Genomic DNA, 19,576 nt, shown 5'->3' on the forward strand with positions numbered 1-19,576 from the left:
TAAATCATCATTACGGTCAGGGATTCGATCGCCACTGCGCTGACTGCTTGGATCCTCTTTGCGATCGCCGGAATCGGGCGGAACCACGGAATCTTCCGGTTCATGCTCCACCACAAACACATTGGAATAAAGATTCGCAATCACTTGCTTGCCCTGCTGAGTCAGGCGCAAATATTCCAATGCATCTTTCACATAGGGAAAAACACCATTCCAATAGAACTTGGGATAGTTTTTGCGCAGATCACCCGGGTGGGCATAGCCTAAATATTGATTGGTGCCAGTTTCTTCAAATTCGTAATAAAGTGCGCTGATTTTATTTAGATAGCGCGGATCGGACAATTGACCAATTAAATCTGAAGCCCGCACCATGCCCGGATAGTTCAAGGTATCTTGGTGATCTTCTTCCTTGGGAACCGGAAAGCGGGTGAGTTCAATGTTGCGCTCGATCGCCTCGGAGTCAATTAATTTGTGACCCCCAAAGCGTTCCTTTATAAACATTTTGGCGCGATCGACATGGTAGGGCGTGAGGCTGGCATCGGAAGCCCCCGGCCGCAGCTTCACCAACTCATCTCCGCGGCCGGTGGCGTAGTAGCGGCCATTGTCTAGGCGACAAACCCCTTTGACATAGCCAATGTCGTGACAGAGCAGGGAGATGATGAAATGCAGCCAATCTTCTGGCGACACGCCCCCTTCGCGAATATGTTTGCCCCGGATCACTTCCTGGCCCACCAGGGTGACTAGGATGGTGTGTTCCACGTCGTGGTAAAGCGCGTCACTGTTGGCAATATTTTCGAGGGCCATGTTGCCGGCCCAGCCAATGATGTCTTCGTACTCCGGTTTCCAGCCGCCGTAGGTACGCCGATAGCCCTCTTTGAGGCGATCGACAAATGCATCAATCAGAATTTCCGTGGCGTTAAACAACATAGGCGAGGGGGTCGCGGGAGGCGATCGCAGCGCATCCGTTGGAATCCGAGTCGATTGTAACTGAGTCTGAGAGTGGCTTGCCGTTGTTGAGTAACGGTTTGCCCATCAGCGCGGCCCTAGCCTAAGGCTTTGGGAACCGGTTTGGGGGCAACGGCGATCGCCCTGGGGGGTGCGAGATCCATGGGGGACGGGCATTCATCCGGGGCCGCGAGTCAGGGTCACGAGTCAGTTTTGCAACCAAGCGATAAACTGGATGGACGGAGAGTGTAGGCGAGGCGGTTGCGGATGATGAGCCTGTGCTCGCTTGGGCTGGCTGTGGCCGGTTCAAGGGGCGATCGGTCGTCATCTGAGGAAAGTCCGGGCTTCCGAAAGACCAGGCTTGCTGGGTAACGCCCAGTGCGAGCGATCGTGAGGATAGTGCCACAGAAAAATACCGCCGAGCCACCGAGCCGCTTAAAAATTCCCCACCCAAACTGTCCCACTTTGCTGCGGCAGAAGATTGTTTTCGGTGACTGAATTGTTAACGGCTCTGGCTCGGTAAGGGTGCAAAGGTGCGGTAAGAGCGCACCAGCAGCATCGAGAGGTGCTGGCTCGGTAAACCCCGGCCGGAAGCAAGGTGAGGGGCAAGGGTTGGTCTTTTTCCTGTCCCGCTTTGAGAACCGCTTGAGGCGATCGGTAACGATCGTCCCAGATAGATAACCGCCCATTGATTGGCCCTTGGCGTGCGGCTTGCTGTGCTCCGAGGCCAATTGAGGACAGAACCCGGCTTACGTCCTGCCTCTCCTTTTAATTTGTTGTCCAGAAGCGTTCATGGGTTCGTTGGCATCAACCGTATTAAGCTATCCCCGCCGACAACGGGATCTCGAAGCCCTGTTATTGCGCATGGGGTTGGATGAGGGTGCAACTGTCGATTGGGTGTTGCTCGATCGGGCCCTGACTCACCCCACGGCGGATTCCCAAACCAACTACGAACAGTTGGAATTCGTGGGGGATGCGATCGTGCGGACGGCGGCGGCCGAATTGCTGTGGGAAACCTATCCCGATTGGCCCGTGGGCGAAATGGCGGCGGCGCGGGCCATTTTGGTGAGCGATCGGATGTTGGCGCGAATTGCCGACACCTATAATCTGGAGCGCTACCTGATCATGGGTGGCAGCGCGGCCCGGGATTTGGAAGGGCGGCAATCGCGCTTGGCCGATGCCCTGGAAGCAACCATCGGAGCCTTATATCTTTCGGTGCGATCGCTGGATTTGGTGCGGCCTTGGCTCGATGACCATTTTCGAGCGATCGCCCACCAGGTGCGCAACGACCCGGCCCGCCAAAACTACAAAGCAGCCCTTCAGGAATGGACTCAAGGGCGCTACAAATCCTTGCCGGAATATCGAGTGCGGGAACTGAGCGCCGTCCATGGGGATGTGCAGCGCTTTGAGGCCCAGGTTTGGTTCCATGGCCGTTGTTTGGGCCAAGGCCGCGGTCGATCGCGCAAGTTGGCGGAACAAGCCGCGGCCCAAGAAGCCTTTTTATGGCTGTGCGATCGGGATGATTTGCCCAGTGATTTGCCCGGTGATTTACCCAGCAATTTGCCAGGCCCTTTACCGGGCGATCAATCAAGCAATTCACCTGGTGATGCACCCGGCGATCGCGAATGATCGCGAACATTAGGCTGACTTGCGCATCCATTGTTTAAATTTCTGCTTGAATTTCCGCTGGGCCCGCTCCCACAAACTCGGAGGCGCATTATGGGCCCGGGGGCGACCGACCAAGCGGGGGCGCTGCTGCGGATGCTTGAGGTAGCGGTAGTGCAAGAAGGTGTCGCGATAGGGAAAGGTGATGTTTTCGCCCGCGCAAACCCTGGAAAATAGGGACGACGATAGACCGATATAGTGCAAATAAAGCAGGGGGCGATCGCGATCGAACACTTGCCCCGATCGCTCCACAAAATGTTTTGAAGTGACGCTATTGCCCGTGACCTGTTCTTTGGGCCAATGGTGCGCACAGTTATGAACCTTGAGGTTCGATCGCATCACCAAATAGTTCAACAGTGCCTGATCAGCCGATCGGGGATAGAGCACATCTGACTCGCCGGCCTGAAGCTGTTTCAACAATTCATCGCAGCGATCGAGGGTCAGCACGCCTCGCTTGGTGGCATACAGCCCCGAACAAAACAGCGATTGCTGCATTTGCTCCGGGGAAAACAGCGATTGCAACAGAGGACTCGCCACCCGATACACATGGGCGGGGTCTTTGTACTGAAAATCGTAGGTGACCCAATCGGCGGTTTCCAAGGCCGCAAACAAGGGCGCGAGGGGCTGGAGCACTAAGGTATCCGCGTCCAGATAAATGAATCGATCGAACGGGCCATCGAAGGCCGCCAACCGCCGTCGCCCGCCCATGGTGCGCCCATAAAGATTCGGTTCTTGTTCATAAAGCTGCAAGGCCAGGGGGGTGGCTTCAATGACGGATTTGGAAAATTGATCCCAGCGGGCAATTAAGTCCCAATCTTCCAAAATTTGCACATGGGGCCAGTCGGCCAAGACGGTTTTCAGGCGATCGATCCGATGGTCATAGGGACAAACCAGCACCGGATAAGGACTGCCATCGGCCAAGCGGCCGCCGTTGGCTTCAACGCTGTTCAAAAAGGCAATGAGCTGATCCAGAACCACATCGTTGGCTAATGTGTAGAGACCATCCATAAAAATTCCCCCCCCGGGTCTTTGTGAATTCGATCGCGTTTGGGATCGCTACTCTGTGGAAGCCACCCGATCGCGACTTATTCAGGTTTAACCGATCGCCCCTGGGATCACCGCGCTGGCCATTCGGGGGCTGTGGCCCCACAAGGGGATGTGAGATGATGATTGGTCGATCGCCTGAGACCAAGGGCAGCAGCACTCTAGAATTGATTACAATTGATAGAGAGTCATTGAGAGGGCGGTGATGACCCTACTAGAATTGCAAAATCAGGCGTTACAGTTGCCGATTAGCGATCGCTGGCGCTTAGTCCAGTCCTTGTTGAGTTCCATTCAAATTGATCTTAGATAAGAAGATTTTGTTTAAGGCATGGTTCTATTTCCTTAATCTATCTTTGGAGACGGTGATCAACATCTAGGCTGTAACCAGCGAAAATCTTAGAGAATTCCTGTGAGCACGACTAGTATGTTTGTTGATGTTATGCAATTAGATTACTAGTACTCTGACAGAACAACCAATGACGGATAAAGCAATAGCAGATAAAGTTGCCATTTTCTTGGATGTTGAGAACTTATCAGGCTGGTTGAAAGCAGACGGAGGAGAAACACTTCTGGAGCGCGCCAACGAGTTAGGACGTGTTGTAGTGCGTCGAGCTTACGGAGATTTTAGTATTCAATCAGTCAGTGTACGCCAGCCAGAGCTAAATTTGCTCGGATTTGAATTTGTCCATGTTTATCATCCAGTGAAAGGTAAAAACTCTGCTGACATCCAAATTGTCGTTGATGTCATGGAGTATTTAGCCCGTGTCCCTGATTTAGAGTGGGTTGTTCTTGCTACGGGAGATTCTGATTTTTCACCTCTATTTAGACGCTTAAGAGAATTAGGTAAATCTGTAGTAGGTGTTGGACCAAGATCGGCTCTCAGTGAAGCTGTCAAAAAGTCTTGTAATCGATTTATTTATATTGATGAAGAATCTACACTCGACAGTTCATCCAATTTCTTAAAAACCACCCAACTACGTGAGGATGCACTAGACTTGCTAGAGCGTGTCCTTGATAAATTTCCAGATGGTGTTAGCCTCTCAGCATTAAAGAATGAAATGCTTGAACTTGATTCAGCATTCGATGAGCAAAATCTAGGATTTTCTGGATTTATGAAATTCCTCCAGAGTACGCCTGAAATAGTTACAGTGTATCAAGATCAAGTCAAACAAGTTTGGTATGCAAAAGCAGTAGAAGCAGGAAAAGAGCAAAGCGAAAACCCGTCTGATCATAATAGCAAAGAATCTACTCTAGCAGAGCCTTCAACCGACCTTTATAGACGTTTCCTACGTAAAAGTGGTTGGAGACCGTGTGAGCCATCTTTCTTGTGGAACTCTTTAAATCAGCTAAAAATACGCTTTCCAGATGGTTTTACAAGGAGTGAAGAGTTTGAATATTTAATTGAGTTGCTTGGTCATAATAGGACTCGTGGAGAGTTACGAGCAGTTACCTACATCCTTTATAAGGCGGGTTTTGTGTGCCAGAAACAACTACAGCAACAAGACGATGAGCCTATACTAATTGCTGTTTTACCCGAATCTGAGCAAGTAATGTCAGAGAAAGTAGACGCTGTAATGGTTAATCGCCTCGTTCATGTATGCAAATCCCACAATGTATACTTTGATCCTGATCGTCTAATTCCACTTTTAAACACCTCATACAGCAAGGAACAACTTAAGACTCTGATTGATAATGCCCAGAGCTATTAAAATACTTTGTAATAAAGCAAGTAAGGTTGGCAATAATTACCACTATCTAGACAAGTAGTATCCATGCTCAAGACAATGATCTCGGCTTGCCACAATGCGATCAAATTGCTTTGGTGATTGACTATTAGGTGTAGGTAAACAATACTTACTCTACAGACTAAAGACGGCTTAGGCTAGTATACAAAGGTAAATCAGACTGCAGATGATCCGTGAGGAAAATTCGATGCAAATTACCCTGAATCTACCTGATAGCCTTAGTCAGGCAGAAACCTTTAACCAGAGCGACTGGCTTCGAGAAATTGCCATTGCTCTGTTTCAACAAGAGCGAATTTCCCTCGGTCGCGCCAGCAAAATTGCCGGAATAGAAATCATGAGCTTTCAAAAGCTGCTGGCAAATCGCGGCATTTGCGTTCATTACGACGTAGAAGACCTTGAGCAAGATGTTCAACATCTGCGCGATCGGGGCTGGCTATGATTGTTGTCAGTGATACTTCGGCCCTTTGCAATCTTGCCCTTATTGATCATCTTTGGTTGCTAGAATCCATTTACCAAACGGTGATTATTCCTGATGTTGTTGCCAGTGAATTAGCAGTTGCCAGCGACCCCAAAATCTCAGCCACTCTTCAATCGAACTGGATTCAAACTCAATCCCTCACCGATGCTCAACTCGCCAACCAGTTACAGCAAGAACGAGGACTAGATGCAGGAGAAGCTAATGCTATTGCTTTAGCACTTGAGATTAAAGCCGATGATTTGCTCATTGATGAACGATTGGGACGACAAGAAGCTGTTCGGCTCGGCCTATCTATCATTGGTATTTTGGGTATCTTGCTCGTAGCCAAACAGAAAAAACTCATCACCCGAGTTCAGCCTGTTATGGATGCTTTGATCAACCAAGCAGGCTTTCGCGTCAGCCCCCAACTCTATCAACGGGTTTTGGCTCTTTCTCAAGAACCCTAGAATTGAACCCTTATTTGATCGCACCCGCTAATGCCGATCATTGGCTCCAGTAGGCATGGGTGAGATCCAAAAAAATTCAGATGTTAGGGGCAATTAAGCATCAACCCAGATCTTCATGCAGTCAGCCGAGAAAAATCAGTACGCCGTGCCGCAAACAATAGGCAAGCTTGAATGTCAGCCATTTCTAAATCTGGAAAATCTTCTAAAATCTCAGAGAGATTAACATTTTCCGCCAACATTTCTAAGATATCGCTCACCCGAATTCTCATGCCTCGGATGCAAGGACGGCCACCACATTGACCAGGGGTTTGGGTAATGCGAGACAGTAAATTATTCATTGAGTTCACGGAATAGATAGTGTATGAGCAATATCTGTCTATACAATATCTATATATAATCTATATATAGTAGAAAAATTTACGCCGCTGCGATCGCCCTATTACAAACGAAAATCATCCATTCTCAAAAGCTGCTGGCAAATCGCGGCATTTGCGTTCATTACAACGTAGAAGACCTTGAGCAAGATGTTCAACATCTGCGCGATCGGGGCTGGCGATAATTTTTGCCCGTGATCCTGTTGTTTTTCAAAATCTCGCCCTTGGTCTATTCGACCTGCCATGAGTGAGATCCACAAAAATTCAGCTTTCGCGATCGCCCTTGGCCGCTCAATCCCCCGATCGGGTCGCGATAATAGGACAATAGCCGTTCGACTTGCCCCGCCCGATCGTGCGTCTTCATCCCGACACCGTAGAAACCGTCAAACAACGAGCCGACATCGTAGATGTGGTCTCGGAACGGGTCGTGCTGAAAAAAAACGGCAAAGACTTCAAAGGCCTCTGTCCCTTCCACGACGACAAATCCCCCAGCTTCACCGTCAGCGCCACCAAAGGGTTCTATTACTGCTTCTCCTGTGGGGCTGGGGGCAACGCCATCAAGTTTTTGATGGAGCTGGACAAGCGATCGTTTGGTGACGTGGTGTTGGATTTGGCGCGGCGCTACCAAGTGCCCGTGCAAACCCTGGAACCGGAACAACGCCAGGAAATTCAGCGGCAAATCACCGAGCGCGAGCAGCTCTATGAAGTGCTGGCCGTGGCGGCCGGATTCTATGCCCATGCCCTGACCCAACCTGTGGGGGCGCGGGCCATGGATTACTTGCTGGAAGAACGGCAACTGCGCCAGGACACGATTCAGGCGTTTAATTTGGGCTATTCGCCGGCCGGCTGGGATGCCCTCTATCGGTACTTGGTCGATCAAAAACGCTATGCCGTTTCGCTGGTGGAAAAGGCGGGGTTGATTGTGCCCCGGAAGGCGGGCGGCGGCTATTACGATCGATTCCGCGATCGGCTGATGGTGCCCATTCGCGATCCCCAGGGCCGGACGATCGGCTTTGGGGGGCGGACGCTGAACGGCGATGAGCCAAAGTATCTGAACTCGCCGGAAACGGAGCTATTTGACAAAGGCAAGACGCTTTTTGGGCTGGATCAGGCGAAAACGGCGATCGCCAAAACCGACGCGGCGATTGTCGTGGAAGGCTATTTCGATGTGATTGCGCTCCATGCGGCGGGCATTGAAAACGCTGTGGCAGCTTTGGGCACGGCCCTGAGCTTGGCCCAGGTGAAGCTGCTGACGCGGTTCACGGAATCGAAGCAAATTATCCTGAACTTCGATGCGGACTCGGCGGGCCAAAAAGCCACGGAGCGGGCGATCGGGGAGGTGGAAGGGCTGGCTTACCGGGGCGAAATTCAACTGCGGGTGTTGAATTTGCCGGGGGGCAAGGATGCCGATGAGTTCCTGAAAACCTACAGCCCGGATCATTACCGCACCCTGATTGCCGATGCGCCCCTCTGGCTGGATTGGCAGCTCGATCGGGCGATCGGTTCCCGGGATTTGCGCTTAGCCGACCAGTTCCAGGCGGCCGTGGGCGATGCGGTGAAGCTCCTGAGCCAACTGCCCAATCCCGCCACCCGCAGCCACTACATCCGCCGCTGTGCCGACCTGCTGGGCCAAAAGGACAGCTACTTCACGCTGCAATTGGAGCAGGACTTGCGATCGCAGGTGCAGGGCCAGCGCTGGCACGGGCGATCGGCCAAGTGGCAACGATTGGGTGATAGCAGCCTGCGGGAGTCGGCGGAGGGACAGCTCTTGCGGATTTATTTGCACCGCCCCGATCGTCGCCAGCAAATCTTGGCCATTTTGGAGGAGCGGGAGTTGGAGTTTGGCCTGTCACACCATCGTTTTTTGTGGCGGCAGATTTTGCAGCTCCAGGATCAATGGGGTCAGGAGGCGACTGAATTGGCGATCGAGTTGCGATCGAATCCAGACCTTTCCCATGAGGATTTGGCCATGGTCGATCGGCTTTTGAGCTTAGATGAACGTACCCTGTTGGATCTTGATCGCCCCGGCCTGACCATCCGCGCCGCGATCGCCACCCTCGAAAGCCTGCAATGCGCCAAGCGTTGCCGCCACCTGCTGGATGCTTGGCTCTCCCATTACCTGCAAGCGGAAGTGGCTGCCGAAGCGTTGCGGCGGGTCTTTGCCGGTGAACCCCCGATCGGCTCCGGAAACGATAAGGTGATTAGTCTGCGGAGTGGCGGCGGTGGCGGCGGCGGTGGCGGCGTGGCCGGCAATTTGGCACTGGCTCCCGACCCGATCGACCTGGAACGCCTTGAAGAAAACCTCAATCGTGCCTACGAACAGCAACAAACCTTCCACGATCTTTACTATCAAGAACGCCGCTACTTACAACAACTGCAACAGGAACGATTCACCACCTTTGAAGATTTGGCGCAAAATCCTAGTGATGGGTCAATTTCGCCACTTAATCAATTGTTTTGAGTGGAAATCAAGCAATTTTAGAAAATCCCGAGTGAAAGCTATATCCTAAAAAAATGTCTGAATCGCCAAAACCAATGCACTGCTAGCCCAAGCGATCAACAAAGACAAGTGCATAAAAACAAGGGAGTTCAGACCCTTGACCCTATAACGATTGGCGCTTTGGTAATCTTCGCAAGCTGCTGCTTAAAGATCCTGACCGATTGGGTTTCCTGAAACCAGCCCCTCTGGCATGAACATTGATTGAATATTCAATGAATTCAGGAAACATTTCAGGGGGTTAAGTTGTGTTCCTGGCTCTGCTAAATTGTGATGTCAGTACATCATCTCTTCCCGAGTTTTACCATCTTGCGACGTTAGAGTAACCTGGGAAGACACCTCCGCGATCGACAGTCAGTAGGTCAGTGAACCTAGCAGGCCAATCAGCAGGCCAATCAAACGCCCAATGATGCGCATCTTCAAGGCTTGGTTTCAGTGGCTTCAGCGCCGCTTGCTCTTTAATCGTCAATCGGGCGTGATCGCCCAGGCTAAGGCAGTTTTGGGCTATGATTCAACCTCCATGGCTCCAGAAACCTAGGCCGCGCGATCGACCGCTCTGTTGGGTTCTCCTTTGTCAGAAAACTCCGCCTTTGCCAGCTATCCTGACCTGATTCACACCACTCCTAAGCAACCAACTTTGAAGCTGAATTCATCTGATCACGCTGATCACAATCTCAATCCCGATCGCGTTCCACCCCCGGAGTTGGACATGGATTTGCCAGCCAGTGACGTAGCCCATGATGGTCATGGGCTGTTTCCCCTTCCCACTGATGAAGAGGAACGATTACAAGACCTGCTCGACTATCAAATTTTGGACACGGTTCCCGAGCGTCAATACGATGATTTGACCAAGATTGCAGCCCAAATTTGCGGCACTCCCATTTCGCTCATTAGCTTGCTGGATGGCGAGCGGCAATGGTTTAAGTCTCGTCATGGAATTGATGCCACACAAACTCCACGCAGCCAGGCTTTTTGTGCCCATGCGATTTGCCAGCCCGATGAAGTTTTGATTGTGGAAGATGCCCTGGAGGATGGACGTTTTGCCAATAATCCCCTAGTACTGAACGAGCCAAAAATTCGATTCTATGCCGGTACACCTTTGGTTACGACCAATGGCCATGCGATCGGGACATTGTGCGTGATTGACAAAACGCCCCGACAGCTAACAACCCAGCAAATGGAAGCCCTAGACGCGCTGGGTCGTCAGGTCATTGCCCAATTGGAGCTGCGGCGAAAAGCACTTCAACTGGAAGCGGAGGTGAAGCGTCGCCAGGAAATTGCCCAAGTCGCCACCGAAAAAAGCAAAAAACTAGCCCAAGCCCTTGAGAATTTACAAAAGGCGCAAATCACCTTAGTTCATGCAGAAAAAATGTCAGCCTTAGGGCGTTTAGTGGCGGGCGTAGCCCATGAAATTAATAATCCCATTAACTTTATTCACGGCAATCTTCATCACTGCCAAACCTATCTAGAGGAACTATTAAACTTAGTGAGCCTCTATAAAAAACATTATCCCAATCCCCACGAGGATATTACCACAGTCCTTGCGGAGTTGGATTTGGAATATATTACTGAAGATTTTTCGCCCCTTTTTAGCTCTATGTTCGTGGGAGCTAATCGCATTAAAACTGTCGTGAATCTCTTGCGCATGTTTTCGCGCTTGGATGAGTCAACGATTAAGTTTACTGATTTGCATGAAAACCTTGACGCGACTATTAGTCTGATGGGGGTTCACTTAGCCGGAAATGGCAAACGTCCATCCATTCAAGTGGTGCGCGATTATGGGAATTTGCCCTTGGTTGATTGTGCGATCGGGCAGTTAAACCAATGCTTTATGCAAGTGCTTTTAAACGCGATCGAAGCGTTGGATCAGGGTGTGGGCGACAGCTACCCACCGGATACCCTGCCAACCATCACCGTGCGCACTGAAACCGTTGAGCCAGACCGCGTGCGAATTGCGATTTCAGACAATGGCTTGGGGATGAGTGACGAATTACGCCGCCAAGCTTTCGACCCGTTTTACACCACAAAATCAGTGGGTAAAGGAATTGGTATGGGGCTAGCCATTAGCCATCAAATTATTGTGAACTTGCACGGGGGAATGTTGTCCTGCTTGTCGGAGCCAGGCAAGGGAACAGCCTTTATTATGGAAATTTATCGATCGTTTCCGGCTCGTGAATCAGAGTCCTAAAACTTCGAGCTAGCTGCTCTTTTGCCAATCACTTGATCATTTTAGAAAAATTTTTCTAGAAATATTCTGGGGTTTGAGTGCTTGAGCATTAACTCCTAGATCCGGGGTGCAAAATTGCTCAAGGAATCGATCGTCATGGCCGGTGAAACCGATCGCTCGGTAGCAGCAGGACTGGAAAAATATTGCTCGATCGGGATTTTCACCACAAATTGGGTTTGTCCCTGCTCATTCACCTGATACCAAAGTTCCCCGTGATGTCGTTTCACAATGATTTGGTAGGCATTCGCCAGGCCCATTCCAGTCCCCTGCCCGATCGGCTTGGTGGTGAAAAAGGGATCAAAAATCTTATCTGCCAACGCTGGGTCAATCCCTGAACCATTGTCAGTAATTTGAATTTGCGCAAACCGTTGCAAGGTCAAACCATTGGCATGTTGCTGACAAATCAGGCGTGTTTCCACCTTCACCATGGGCACAAACATTTCTTGCAATCGACAGCGTTCCTCAATGGCATCCAGCGCATTGCTAAACAGATTAAACAGCGCTTGATTCAGCAAGCCGGGATAGCATTCCACCGTGGGAATATCGCGATCGTAGGCGCAATGAGACTGAATCACTTGACCGCAAGTGGACTCTAGAAATCGCTCAGTTAAAATGCTGAGTGTGCTATTAATTCCGTCGTGAATGTCAACGGATTTGAGTTCCGATTCATCCAATCGCGAAAAATTGCGCAACAACAACACAATTTCACGAATTCGATCGGCTCCGTTTTTCATAGAGGTCAGAAGCTTAGGAAAATCAGTTTTTAGAAATTCAAATTCCACTTCCGAGAGCCACTGGGCGATCGGGTCTACTGGATTAGGATAATGCTGTTGATAGAGGTCAAGTCCTTGAAATACTTGATGACTATATTCTTGGGCGTGGGTTAAGTTGCCATAAATAAAGCTCAAGGGATTATTAATTTCATGGGCAATGCCGCCAACCATTTTGCCCAAAGAAGCCAACTTTTCGGACTGCACCAACTGAGCTTGGGTTGCTTGCAGTTGATTTAATGTTGTGGCTAATGATGCGGCCTGCTGTCGTGCTTCTTGTTCAGAAGCTTGTAGGGCCAAAGCAGTTTGTTGTTTTTCTTGCAATTCTTCCTGCAAGCGGTTCATCAACTTACTTTGACGCAGGGCAATTCCCAATTGCAAACTCAACTGTTGCAATGCTTCCACTTCCAAATTGTCCCAAGATCGTGCCCTCTGACAGGATTGGGCAATCAATAATCCCCAAAGATAAAAATGAGCCGGAGTAATTGCTTGATCACCAAGGTTTTCCTGCCAATCTAAATCACTAGATTCTGATTTCCATAAAACTGGAATCACTAAGTTGCTGCGCACTCGCAAACTACGCAAAAATTCTCGATGACATTCTTGCAAGGGGCTGGTTTCAATGTCTTCAATTATGCAAATGCGTCCTGCTTGATATAGAGGAGCATGTTTTTCTTGAAAACAAGGATCTGTGAAGGATTGTCCCAACAGGCTCAAACTAGGATCCGAAACAGATTCCGCCGAAATTGCACCGCTGAAGTCCTCATTGAGCTGAAAAATCAGCACCCGATCGACCTGCAAAAATTCTCGAACATCTTGCACTAGGGTTTGAAACAGGGGTTCAAAATCCGCCGTTGTCCAAACACGCTGCAAGGTTTTAGAAAAAATTTGTTCACAGGCCAACCGCCGCGCCAAAGACTGTTCAATCGATTGGCGTTCCTGAATCTCTCGCATCAGTTGAGTATTTTTGGTTTGTAACTCAACGGTGCGATCAGCAATTCGGGCCTCCAAATTCTGATTGATTTGGGCTAATTCTTGGGCAATAAGCTCCCGACTGCTAACCTCCTGTTGCAATTGTTGATTAATTCGCTCCAGTTCGTCCGGACTGCGCAACGACAAAAACTGAGGCAATAAATTCACCAGGGAAACGGCCGTGTAACAAGAAATTAAAGCTGTTAAAGCTTTTTCAATTCCCGCTAGCCAATAGGCCCCATACCACAGAGTCCAAACTTCCAGCAAATGACCTAAGCCACATAGGATAATAAATGCCCCGAACATCAGAAAAATACTGATAGGCAAAAATTTCCGACGCTGATAAGCAAAGTACATCAGCATGGCGGGAATCGAGAAATAGGCGATCGCAATTAGTGAATCACTAACCACATGCAGCCCCACTAAGGGCGTTTGCCACAAATAACAATGACCATGGGGCATATAAGATTGGCTGCCCAAAACGATCGCTTCAAAAATTTCCTTGATTTTTTGCAAATCCATTGAAGGTACTCGCTGTAGCGGGAGATGGTCACTATGAGCAGGAGATGAAGTTTCTGATTTCGAGAATTAGCAACACTTGAGCTGCTTGATCCATTTAAGCATCCTAACAAAAAATGAAGTTTAAATAATTATTAGCTCATTGCTTGTTAGCCCCCCATCTTAGCTCAATCCTCAGAAAATGAGAGGAATAACGGGAGCAAGGTCAAGATTACCAAAAACCCATGCTGTATCAAAATATGCAAAGCGTCAAAATTATGGGCAGCCAAAACCTAGGTTGGCCTTTGCCATGGTGATTTGTTATGGTGAATCCTGCAAAGCGTCTTCATGATTTTAAGAGGATGTCTGGGAAGTCAAAATTGATACATTGTGGGTCTTCCCAAGCAGCAAAGATCAGGAGTCTAAGTTTCTTGATCCCATGGCTGTTACTGCTTAGTTAGCGCTTCAATTCACTGCTCAGACATCCTCTTAAAACACAATTTTGTGCATCGTCGTTCGTTGAAATCAAGTGATTAAAACAGATGAAAACTGTTCAAGAACAAATTCAATCATTTGCAAGATTGGATATTTGTGATCAGAATTAATTCTAGACAAGTTCAGCTTGCTTGACATCTAAACATCGCAACTTAAGGTCACAACTTAAGCTCAAAGGAGCTGAAATGGACAAATTCTATAGTATTTTCGACTGAAGTATCCATTGAGATCATCTATTTTCACAGGCGATCGCCCTGTTTCAAGGCAGCGATCGCAGCAGAATTCCCCGAAGTTAGTTGTAAGGTTTGGGGGCTGAATGGCCGAAATTCCAAAAGTCTGTAAACGATATCGCGGCGTTATGTTAAGTCTTCAAGGTTGGCAACGCTTGCAGTCCGCAGAGCAAATTTCTGCAACCCAACAAAACCAGGGAAAGCCCTACACCTTAGAACAGCTCAGTTGCTTCACTCAATTGAGTCCTAATACCTTAACAAAGGTGCGCCGTCGCGAAAAATTAGTGGATTTTCAATCACTCCTTCTCTATTTTCAGGCTTTTGGTTTAGATCTCAGCGAGGGAGACTATTTAACTTCTATGCAAGTTCGCAATCTTGAACGCACCAAAAAATCAACTGATTGGGCAACGCAAGTGGCTCCACCCCGGGGGCAGTTACCGATCGACTCTCCGTTTTATATTCATCGACCCCCCCTCGAAAGTCTTTGTATTGAAGAGGTGGTTCAGCCGGGATCACTGGTGCGGATCAAGGCTCCTCGGCAATATGGCAAAACATCCCTAATAGCACGTACCCTGAGCGAAGTTCAGCAGCGAGGATTTCGGACAGCAGTTGTGAATTTACAGGGAGCCGATCGACAGGTTTTAGGAGACTTAGACTGGTTTTTAAAGTGGTTTTGCGCCAGTGCAGCCAAAAGCTTGGGGCTAGCCGATCGCCTAGCGGATCAGTGGGATCCGATGTTTGGGGTGAGTTATGCTTGCTCAGAATATTTTGAAAACTATCTATTGGCGGAATCGGATGCGCCATTACTCCTAGTTTTAGACGAGCTAGATCGGCTTTTTGGGTATCCCGAATTAGCGACGGATTTTTTCGGCTTATTGCGATCTTGGTATGAGCAGGGGCGCTATGGTTTGGAAAATCGAACTATTTGGCATAAATTACACATTGCAATTATCCACTCCACGGAAGTTTGGTTGCCCTTAAGTCTCAATCAATCGCCGTTTAATGTGGGGTTGTTGTTGGAACTGCCCGCATTTACTTGTGAACAGGTGGTGACCCTTGCCCAACAATATCAACTAACAGCGGCCAAAGAATATGGCCATGCCATTTTCACGTTTTTAGGGGGGAATCCCTTCCTATCTCAAATTGGTTTATTTTATTTGGCGCATCAAAAACTTTCCCTGGCGGATTTGCCGCAACAGGCAACGAATCCCGATAGCGTTTTTAGTAGTTACTTACGCCGCTTGCTGAAGCTCCTTGAACAACAGGAACTCCTAGAAATCATGCAGCAGGTGGTGCGATCGCCCAAGGGGTTAGAGCTGCCCCACACGCAGGCCTTTCGACTCCAGGGATTAGGGTTGGTTACTTTTGATCAGCGCTTGGCGTTTCCCAGTTGTGAACTGTTTCGACAGTTTTTCCTAACTCTTTCATGACATGATCAACCCCACCTCTCCTTCGGATTTTGTCTACCAGGTGGGGGGCAGTGTACCGCCCCGATCGCAGGCTTACGTGAAGCGCCAAGCGGACGACTACCTCTTGCAAGCCCTGCTGGCGGGCGAGTTTTGCTATGTGTTCAATGCGCGGCAGATGGGCAAGTCGAGCCTGCGGTTGCGCACCATGATGCAACTTCAACAACAGGGCATTAGCTGCGCGGCGATCGACCTGACGGCGATCGGGTCGCAAAAAATTGAAATTGAGCAGTGGTACGCGGCGATCGCAGCCATGCTGAGTAAACCCCTGCCGTTGCCCTTTGATTTGCGGTCTTGGTGGAAGGAATATGCCTATTTACCTCCGGCGGCTCGTTTGGGGGAATTTATTGACGCAATTTTGCGATCGGGCATTACAAACCGCCTAGTTATTTTAATTGATGAAATTGATACGATTCTGAATTTAAAATTTCCCACGGATGATTTTTTTGCCCTAATTCGCACCTGCTACAACCGCCGCGCGGAGTTGGATCTTTATCAAGGATTAACCTTTGCCCTGTTTGGAGTCACCACCCCCGGCGAGCTAATTTCTGATAAAAGTCGAACACCCTTCAACATTGGCCAAGCAATTCAATTAACAGGGTTTCAGCACTCAGAAGTTAGCAGTTTGGCGGCGGGTTTGGTGAATGTGGTTGCGCAGCCAGAGCGGGTACTTTGGGAAATTTTGCGTTGGACTAATGGGCAACCATTTCTGGTGCAAAAAATTTGTGCGTTGGTGTTGCGATCGCGCCAATTATCAGCGGCCATGCCCGCCGCAGCGGTTGACCAAACTACTGATCGCGCGGCTGATCGCGCGGCTGATCGCGCGGCTGATCGCGCGGCTGACCCATCCGCCGATGCCAATCCGCCTGCCCAGTTTTCGCCCAGGGCCTTTGTCGATCGGCTGATTCAAAGCCAAATCCTGAACCATTGGGAAGCCTCCGATGAACCGGAGCACTTGAAAACCATCCGCGATCGACTGCTGTATGACGAGCGATCGGCCGGGCGACGGCTGATGCTCTATCGCCAAATTTGCCGCGCCGAACTGAGCGCCGATCCACCGCCCCACCCACCGGGCCAAGCCACCGTGCCCCTGGTGCAGGCGGATGGGTCTGCGGCCCAAACGGAATTGCTGTTGGCGGGAATTGTGGAAAAACGGGATGGCTACCTGCGGGTTAAATGTCGCATTTACCGGGAAGTCTTTAACCTGGCCTGGGTCGATCGACAGTTAGACGACCTGCGCCCCTATGCCATTTGGCTGAATGCTTGGGTGGAATCCAACTACCGCGATGTGTCCTATCTGTTGCGGGGCAATCCGTTGCGGGAAGCCTTGGATTGGATGCAAAAGCGCAGTCTCGATGATTTGGACTATCGCTACTTGGCCGCTAGCCAGGAACTGGAGCAACTGGAAATTCAGCGACAACTAGAACTCGATCGCCTGCGGGAGGCCGAAGCCCGTTTGGAAATTGAGCAACGCAGCGTCCAGCGCCAACGCCAACTGCTCGTGGCCCTGAGCATTACCCTCGCCGCTTCCTTGGTTTCCGGTGGCATTACCCTGTACGCCTACCAGCAGGCCGCCATCAGCGACGTGCGATCGACCATTGCCGCCTCTCGAGGGAGTTTTGCCTCCGATCAACGACTGGATGCCCTGTTGCAAGCTTTGCAAGCACGCGATCGCTTCCAACAATTGCGCCTTGTGCCGGCCCAAACTCGCCAAGAACTGAAGCAACGCACCCAAAGCGTTTTGGAGCAGGCGGTTTATGGCGAAAACGAGAAAAATCAGCGCTTTGCTCACCCCGGCGGCGCGTTGGCCGCGGAATTTAGCCCCGATGGTCAATCGATCGTGACCACTGGCACCGATCGCACCGTTAAAGTGTGGCGCTCAAACGGCTCGTTGGTTCATACCTTGGAGCACAGTTCCTTGGTTTACGATGCCACCTTCAGCCCCGACAATCAAAAGCTGCTGACCGCCTCCCTTGACGGCAATTTGCACATTTGGGATCGCAACTCCGGTCGGTTGCTCAAGAAATTCACCGCCCATCAAGGGGGAATCTGGTCCGTGGACTGGAGCCAAGATGGGCAATGGATTGTTTCCGGCAGCAGCGACCTGACCGCCAAAATTTGGTCAGCCACCACAGGCAACCTGAAAACCACCTTGCGGGGCCACAAATCCACCGTTTGGTCCGTGGCCTTTCACCCCAACAGCCAACGGGTAATCTCCACCGGCATTGATGGGCAAATGATCCTTTGGTCGATCGCGGGGCAACGCCAACGCCAATTCAACGCCGGAGCCAGCGCCGTTTGGGATGCCACTTTCAGCCCCGATGGCAACTTGATCCTCTCGGCCCACGCAGACAATCAATTACGGCTGTGGCGGGCCGATGGCACACCGGTACGCACCATTTTGCGCCATGAGGCAGCGGTGATTAATGTGGCATTCAGCGCCGATGGCCAACGGTTTGCCTCCGCTTCGGCCGATCGCACCGTGCGCCTGTGGGAAACAGCCACCGGTCGCCTGCTGCGGATCTATCCGGGTCATGCGGCCACCATCCGCGGCCTTTCCTTCAACAGGGACGGCAAAACCCTGGCCTCCGTCAGCGAAGATGGCTTTTTGCGGTTTTGGGCCACCGAAAACGCCTTTTTTGAGCAATTGCAAGACCACCCCACCACCGTTTGGCGGGTAAATTATGCCGCCAAGTCTTCTCCCCTGTGGCCACAAGTGACCACCATCACCGCCAGCGATGTGCGTTTTTGGCAACGGAACGGGCGGCCGGTGCGGGAATTCACCAATCTCAGCGAGGGAGAGCTATACAGCCTGGCCCTGCACCCCACTCAGCCGCAGTTGGTGGCGGGGGATGCCAACGGCAAGCTGACTTGGGTGGATGTGACCACCGATCGCCGCCAATCTATGACCGGCAGCCAGTCGCCGATCCATGGCGTGGCCTTCAGTCCCGATGGGCGCTATTTGGCAGCGGTGGGCGACGATTTGCACTTCAACCTTTGGCGGCATGAGAACAATGGGCGCTATGTGCAGTTGCAACGGTTCCCGGCCCACAAAGCCCGCATTTGGGATGTGGCTTTCAGTCCCGATGGTTCCTATGTGGCCACCTCCAGCACCGATAGCACCGTGAAGCTTTGGACTTGGGCCGATCGCGCTCGCAGCCGACTTCAGGAACAACCGGCCCAAGTGCTGAAGGGCACGGGCAGCGGCATTTGGGGCTTGGCGATTCGGGCCGACAGTGAACAGATCGCCGCCGCCAGCCGCAACCAAGAGGTGCGGATTTGGAACCGACGGGGCGAGCTGCTGCGCCGAATTCCCACCCAAGGTGATAGTGGTCTGACGCGGGTTGCTTGGAGTCCCGATGGGCAGTTGCTGGCGATCGCGAAAAACAACAGCGCGATCGAACTGCGATCGCCCGAAGGCAAGCTGATCACCACCCTCAGCGGCCATAGCTCGATCGTCAGCAGTGTGTCTTTTAGTCCCGATGGGCAACAGCTCGCTTCCGGCAGCGAAGATCGAACGGCGGCTCTTTGGAATTTGTCCCAAGTGCGATCGCTCAATTTTGTGGAATATGGCTGTCGATGGGTTGCCGATCGCTTGCAACATGGGGCACAGGATTTTGATTTACCCCTATGTCGGCCTTATCTCGACATAAAAAAATGAGAAGCAAACGCAAAAAATCAAACGCAAAAAATCAAACACAAGAAAGCAAACACAAGAAAGCAAACA

At 50.7% G+C, this 19,576-nt stretch carries 14 protein-coding genes, 1 other RNA gene and 1 pseudogene; 11 read left to right on the top strand and 5 right to left on the bottom strand.

Going from position 1 to position 19,576, the window contains the following annotated elements:
* Nucleotides 1–99: 99 nt before the first annotated feature.
* Nucleotides 100–924 (bottom strand): annotated as a pseudogene (locus tag H6G52_RS15115) (Npun_R2479 family HD domain-containing metalloprotein); the annotation flags it as partial.
* Nucleotides 925–1,185: 261 nt separating this feature from the next.
* Here H6G52_RS15115 and rnpB point away from each other — a divergent pair.
* Both rnpB and rnc read left to right on the top strand, forming a co-directional pair.
* An RNA gene (rnpB, locus tag H6G52_RS15120) (RNase P RNA component class A) lies at nt 1,186–1,710 on the top strand.
* Between the two features lie 24 nt (nt 1,711–1,734).
* The gene (gene rnc / locus H6G52_RS15125) at nt 1,735–2,571 is read left to right on the top strand and encodes a ribonuclease III (protein ID WP_190355014.1); all 837 of its coding nucleotides are present in this window, start codon (nt 1,735–1,737) and stop codon (nt 2,569–2,571) included.
* A 9-nt stretch (nt 2,572–2,580) separates the two neighbouring features.
* On the opposite strand, the gene H6G52_RS15130 is transcribed toward rnc, so the two are convergent.
* Nucleotides 2,581–3,615 carry an Npun_R2821/Npun_R2822 family protein gene (locus H6G52_RS15130; protein WP_190355015.1) on the bottom strand — a complete coding sequence of 345 codons (1,035 nt, stop codon included), beginning with the start codon at nt 3,613–3,615 and terminating at the stop codon, nt 2,581–2,583.
* A 512-nt stretch (nt 3,616–4,127) separates the two neighbouring features.
* Between H6G52_RS15130 and H6G52_RS15135 the strand changes: the two genes are divergently transcribed.
* The 3 genes from H6G52_RS15135 to H6G52_RS15145 all read left to right on the top strand — a co-directional run bounded on the left by H6G52_RS15135 (nt 4,128) and on the right by H6G52_RS15145 (nt 6,320).
* Complete coding sequence (locus H6G52_RS15135) at nt 4,128–5,360, top strand: NYN domain-containing protein (protein ID WP_199312454.1); 1,233 nt, start codon at nt 4,128–4,130, stop codon at nt 5,358–5,360.
* A gap of 223 nt (nt 5,361–5,583) precedes the next feature.
* The gene (locus H6G52_RS15140; RefSeq protein WP_190529399.1) at nt 5,584–5,835 is read left to right on the top strand and encodes a UPF0175 family protein; all 252 of its coding nucleotides are present in this window, start codon (nt 5,584–5,586) and stop codon (nt 5,833–5,835) included.
* Entirely contained in the window at nt 5,832–6,320 is a 489-nt protein-coding gene (locus H6G52_RS15145; RefSeq protein ID WP_190529400.1) for a DUF3368 domain-containing protein, read from the top strand. Before H6G52_RS15140 ends, H6G52_RS15145 begins: the two co-directional genes overlap by 4 nt.
* Nucleotides 6,321–6,433: 113 nt before the next feature.
* Here H6G52_RS15145 and H6G52_RS15150 read toward each other — a convergent pair whose 3' ends face one another.
* The gene (locus H6G52_RS15150; protein WP_190529402.1) at nt 6,434–6,658 is read right to left on the bottom strand and encodes a DUF433 domain-containing protein; all 225 of its coding nucleotides are present in this window, start codon (nt 6,656–6,658) and stop codon (nt 6,434–6,436) included.
* Between the two features lie 62 nt (nt 6,659–6,720).
* On the opposite strand from H6G52_RS15150, the gene H6G52_RS19180 reads away from it, so the two are divergent.
* Complete coding sequence (locus tag H6G52_RS19180; protein WP_190529462.1) at nt 6,721–6,879, top strand: UPF0175 family protein; 159 nt, start codon at nt 6,721–6,723, stop codon at nt 6,877–6,879.
* A 44-nt stretch (nt 6,880–6,923) separates the two neighbouring features.
* On the opposite strand, the gene H6G52_RS18830 is transcribed toward H6G52_RS19180, so the two are convergent.
* Complete coding sequence (locus H6G52_RS18830; RefSeq protein WP_255508545.1) at nt 6,924–7,058, bottom strand: hypothetical protein; 135 nt, start codon at nt 7,056–7,058, stop codon at nt 6,924–6,926.
* On the opposite strand from H6G52_RS18830, the gene dnaG reads away from it, so the two are divergent.
* The 3 genes from dnaG (at nt 7,044) to H6G52_RS15165 (ending at nt 11,379) form a co-directional block, all read left to right on the top strand.
* Nucleotides 7,044–9,155, top strand: a complete 2,112-nt coding sequence (gene dnaG, locus H6G52_RS15160) for a DNA primase (protein ID WP_370567721.1) — start codon at nt 7,044–7,046, stop codon at nt 9,153–9,155. The genes H6G52_RS18830 and dnaG overlap by 15 nt on opposite strands.
* Nucleotides 9,156–9,597: 442 nt before the next feature.
* Entirely contained in the window at nt 9,598–9,729 is a 132-nt protein-coding gene (locus H6G52_RS18835) for a hypothetical protein (protein ID WP_255508542.1), read from the top strand.
* 33 nt (nt 9,730–9,762) lie between these two features.
* Nucleotides 9,763–11,379: a sensor histidine kinase gene (locus tag H6G52_RS15165; protein ID WP_199312456.1), complete on the top strand. Its 1,617-nt coding sequence runs from the start codon at nt 9,763–9,765 to the stop codon at nt 11,377–11,379.
* Between the two features lie 95 nt (nt 11,380–11,474).
* Here H6G52_RS15165 and H6G52_RS15170 read toward each other — a convergent pair whose 3' ends face one another.
* Complete coding sequence (locus H6G52_RS15170) at nt 11,475–13,682, bottom strand: ATP-binding protein (RefSeq protein WP_190529406.1); 2,208 nt, start codon at nt 13,680–13,682, stop codon at nt 11,475–11,477.
* Nucleotides 13,683–14,511: 829 nt separating this feature from the next.
* Between H6G52_RS15170 and H6G52_RS15175 the strand changes: the two genes are divergently transcribed.
* Entirely contained in the window at nt 14,512–15,813 is a 1,302-nt protein-coding gene (locus tag H6G52_RS15175) for an AAA-like domain-containing protein (RefSeq protein WP_242026420.1), read from the top strand.
* Nucleotide 15,814: 1 nt separating this feature from the next.
* Nucleotides 15,815–19,510 carry an AAA-like domain-containing protein gene (locus H6G52_RS15180; protein ID WP_190529410.1) on the top strand — a complete coding sequence of 1,232 codons (3,696 nt, stop codon included), beginning with the start codon at nt 15,815–15,817 and terminating at the stop codon, nt 19,508–19,510.
* Nucleotides 19,511–19,576: the final 66 nt, after the last annotated feature.

It is taken from the genome of Limnothrix sp. FACHB-881 (genome assembly GCF_014698135.1).
Taxonomy (GTDB): Bacteria; Cyanobacteriota; Cyanobacteriia; order CACIAM-69d; family CACIAM-69d; genus CACIAM-69d.

Coding starts and splice junctions, on each gene's coding strand:
- rnc (WP_190355014.1), top strand. CDS start 1,735: ATGGGTTCGTTGGCATCAACCGTATTAAGCTATCCCCGCCGACAACGG.
- H6G52_RS15130 (WP_190355015.1), bottom strand. CDS start 3,615: ATGGATGGTCTCTACACATTAGCCAACGATGTGGTTCTGGATCAGCTC.
- H6G52_RS15135 (WP_199312454.1), top strand. CDS start 4,128: ATGACGGATAAAGCAATAGCAGATAAAGTTGCCATTTTCTTGGATGTT.
- H6G52_RS15140 (WP_190529399.1), top strand. CDS start 5,584: ATGCAAATTACCCTGAATCTACCTGATAGCCTTAGTCAGGCAGAAACC.
- H6G52_RS15145 (WP_190529400.1), top strand. CDS start 5,832: ATGATTGTTGTCAGTGATACTTCGGCCCTTTGCAATCTTGCCCTTATT.
- H6G52_RS15150 (WP_190529402.1), bottom strand. CDS start 6,658: ATGAATAATTTACTGTCTCGCATTACCCAAACCCCTGGTCAATGTGGT.
- H6G52_RS18830 (WP_255508545.1), bottom strand. CDS start 7,058: ATGAAGACGCACGATCGGGCGGGGCAAGTCGAACGGCTATTGTCCTAT.
- H6G52_RS18835 (WP_255508542.1), top strand. CDS start 9,598: ATGATGCGCATCTTCAAGGCTTGGTTTCAGTGGCTTCAGCGCCGCTTG.
- H6G52_RS15170 (WP_190529406.1), bottom strand. CDS start 13,682: ATGGATTTGCAAAAAATCAAGGAAATTTTTGAAGCGATCGTTTTGGGC.
- H6G52_RS15175 (WP_242026420.1), top strand. CDS start 14,512: ATGTTAAGTCTTCAAGGTTGGCAACGCTTGCAGTCCGCAGAGCAAATT.
- H6G52_RS15180 (WP_190529410.1), top strand. CDS start 15,815: ATGATCAACCCCACCTCTCCTTCGGATTTTGTCTACCAGGTGGGGGGC.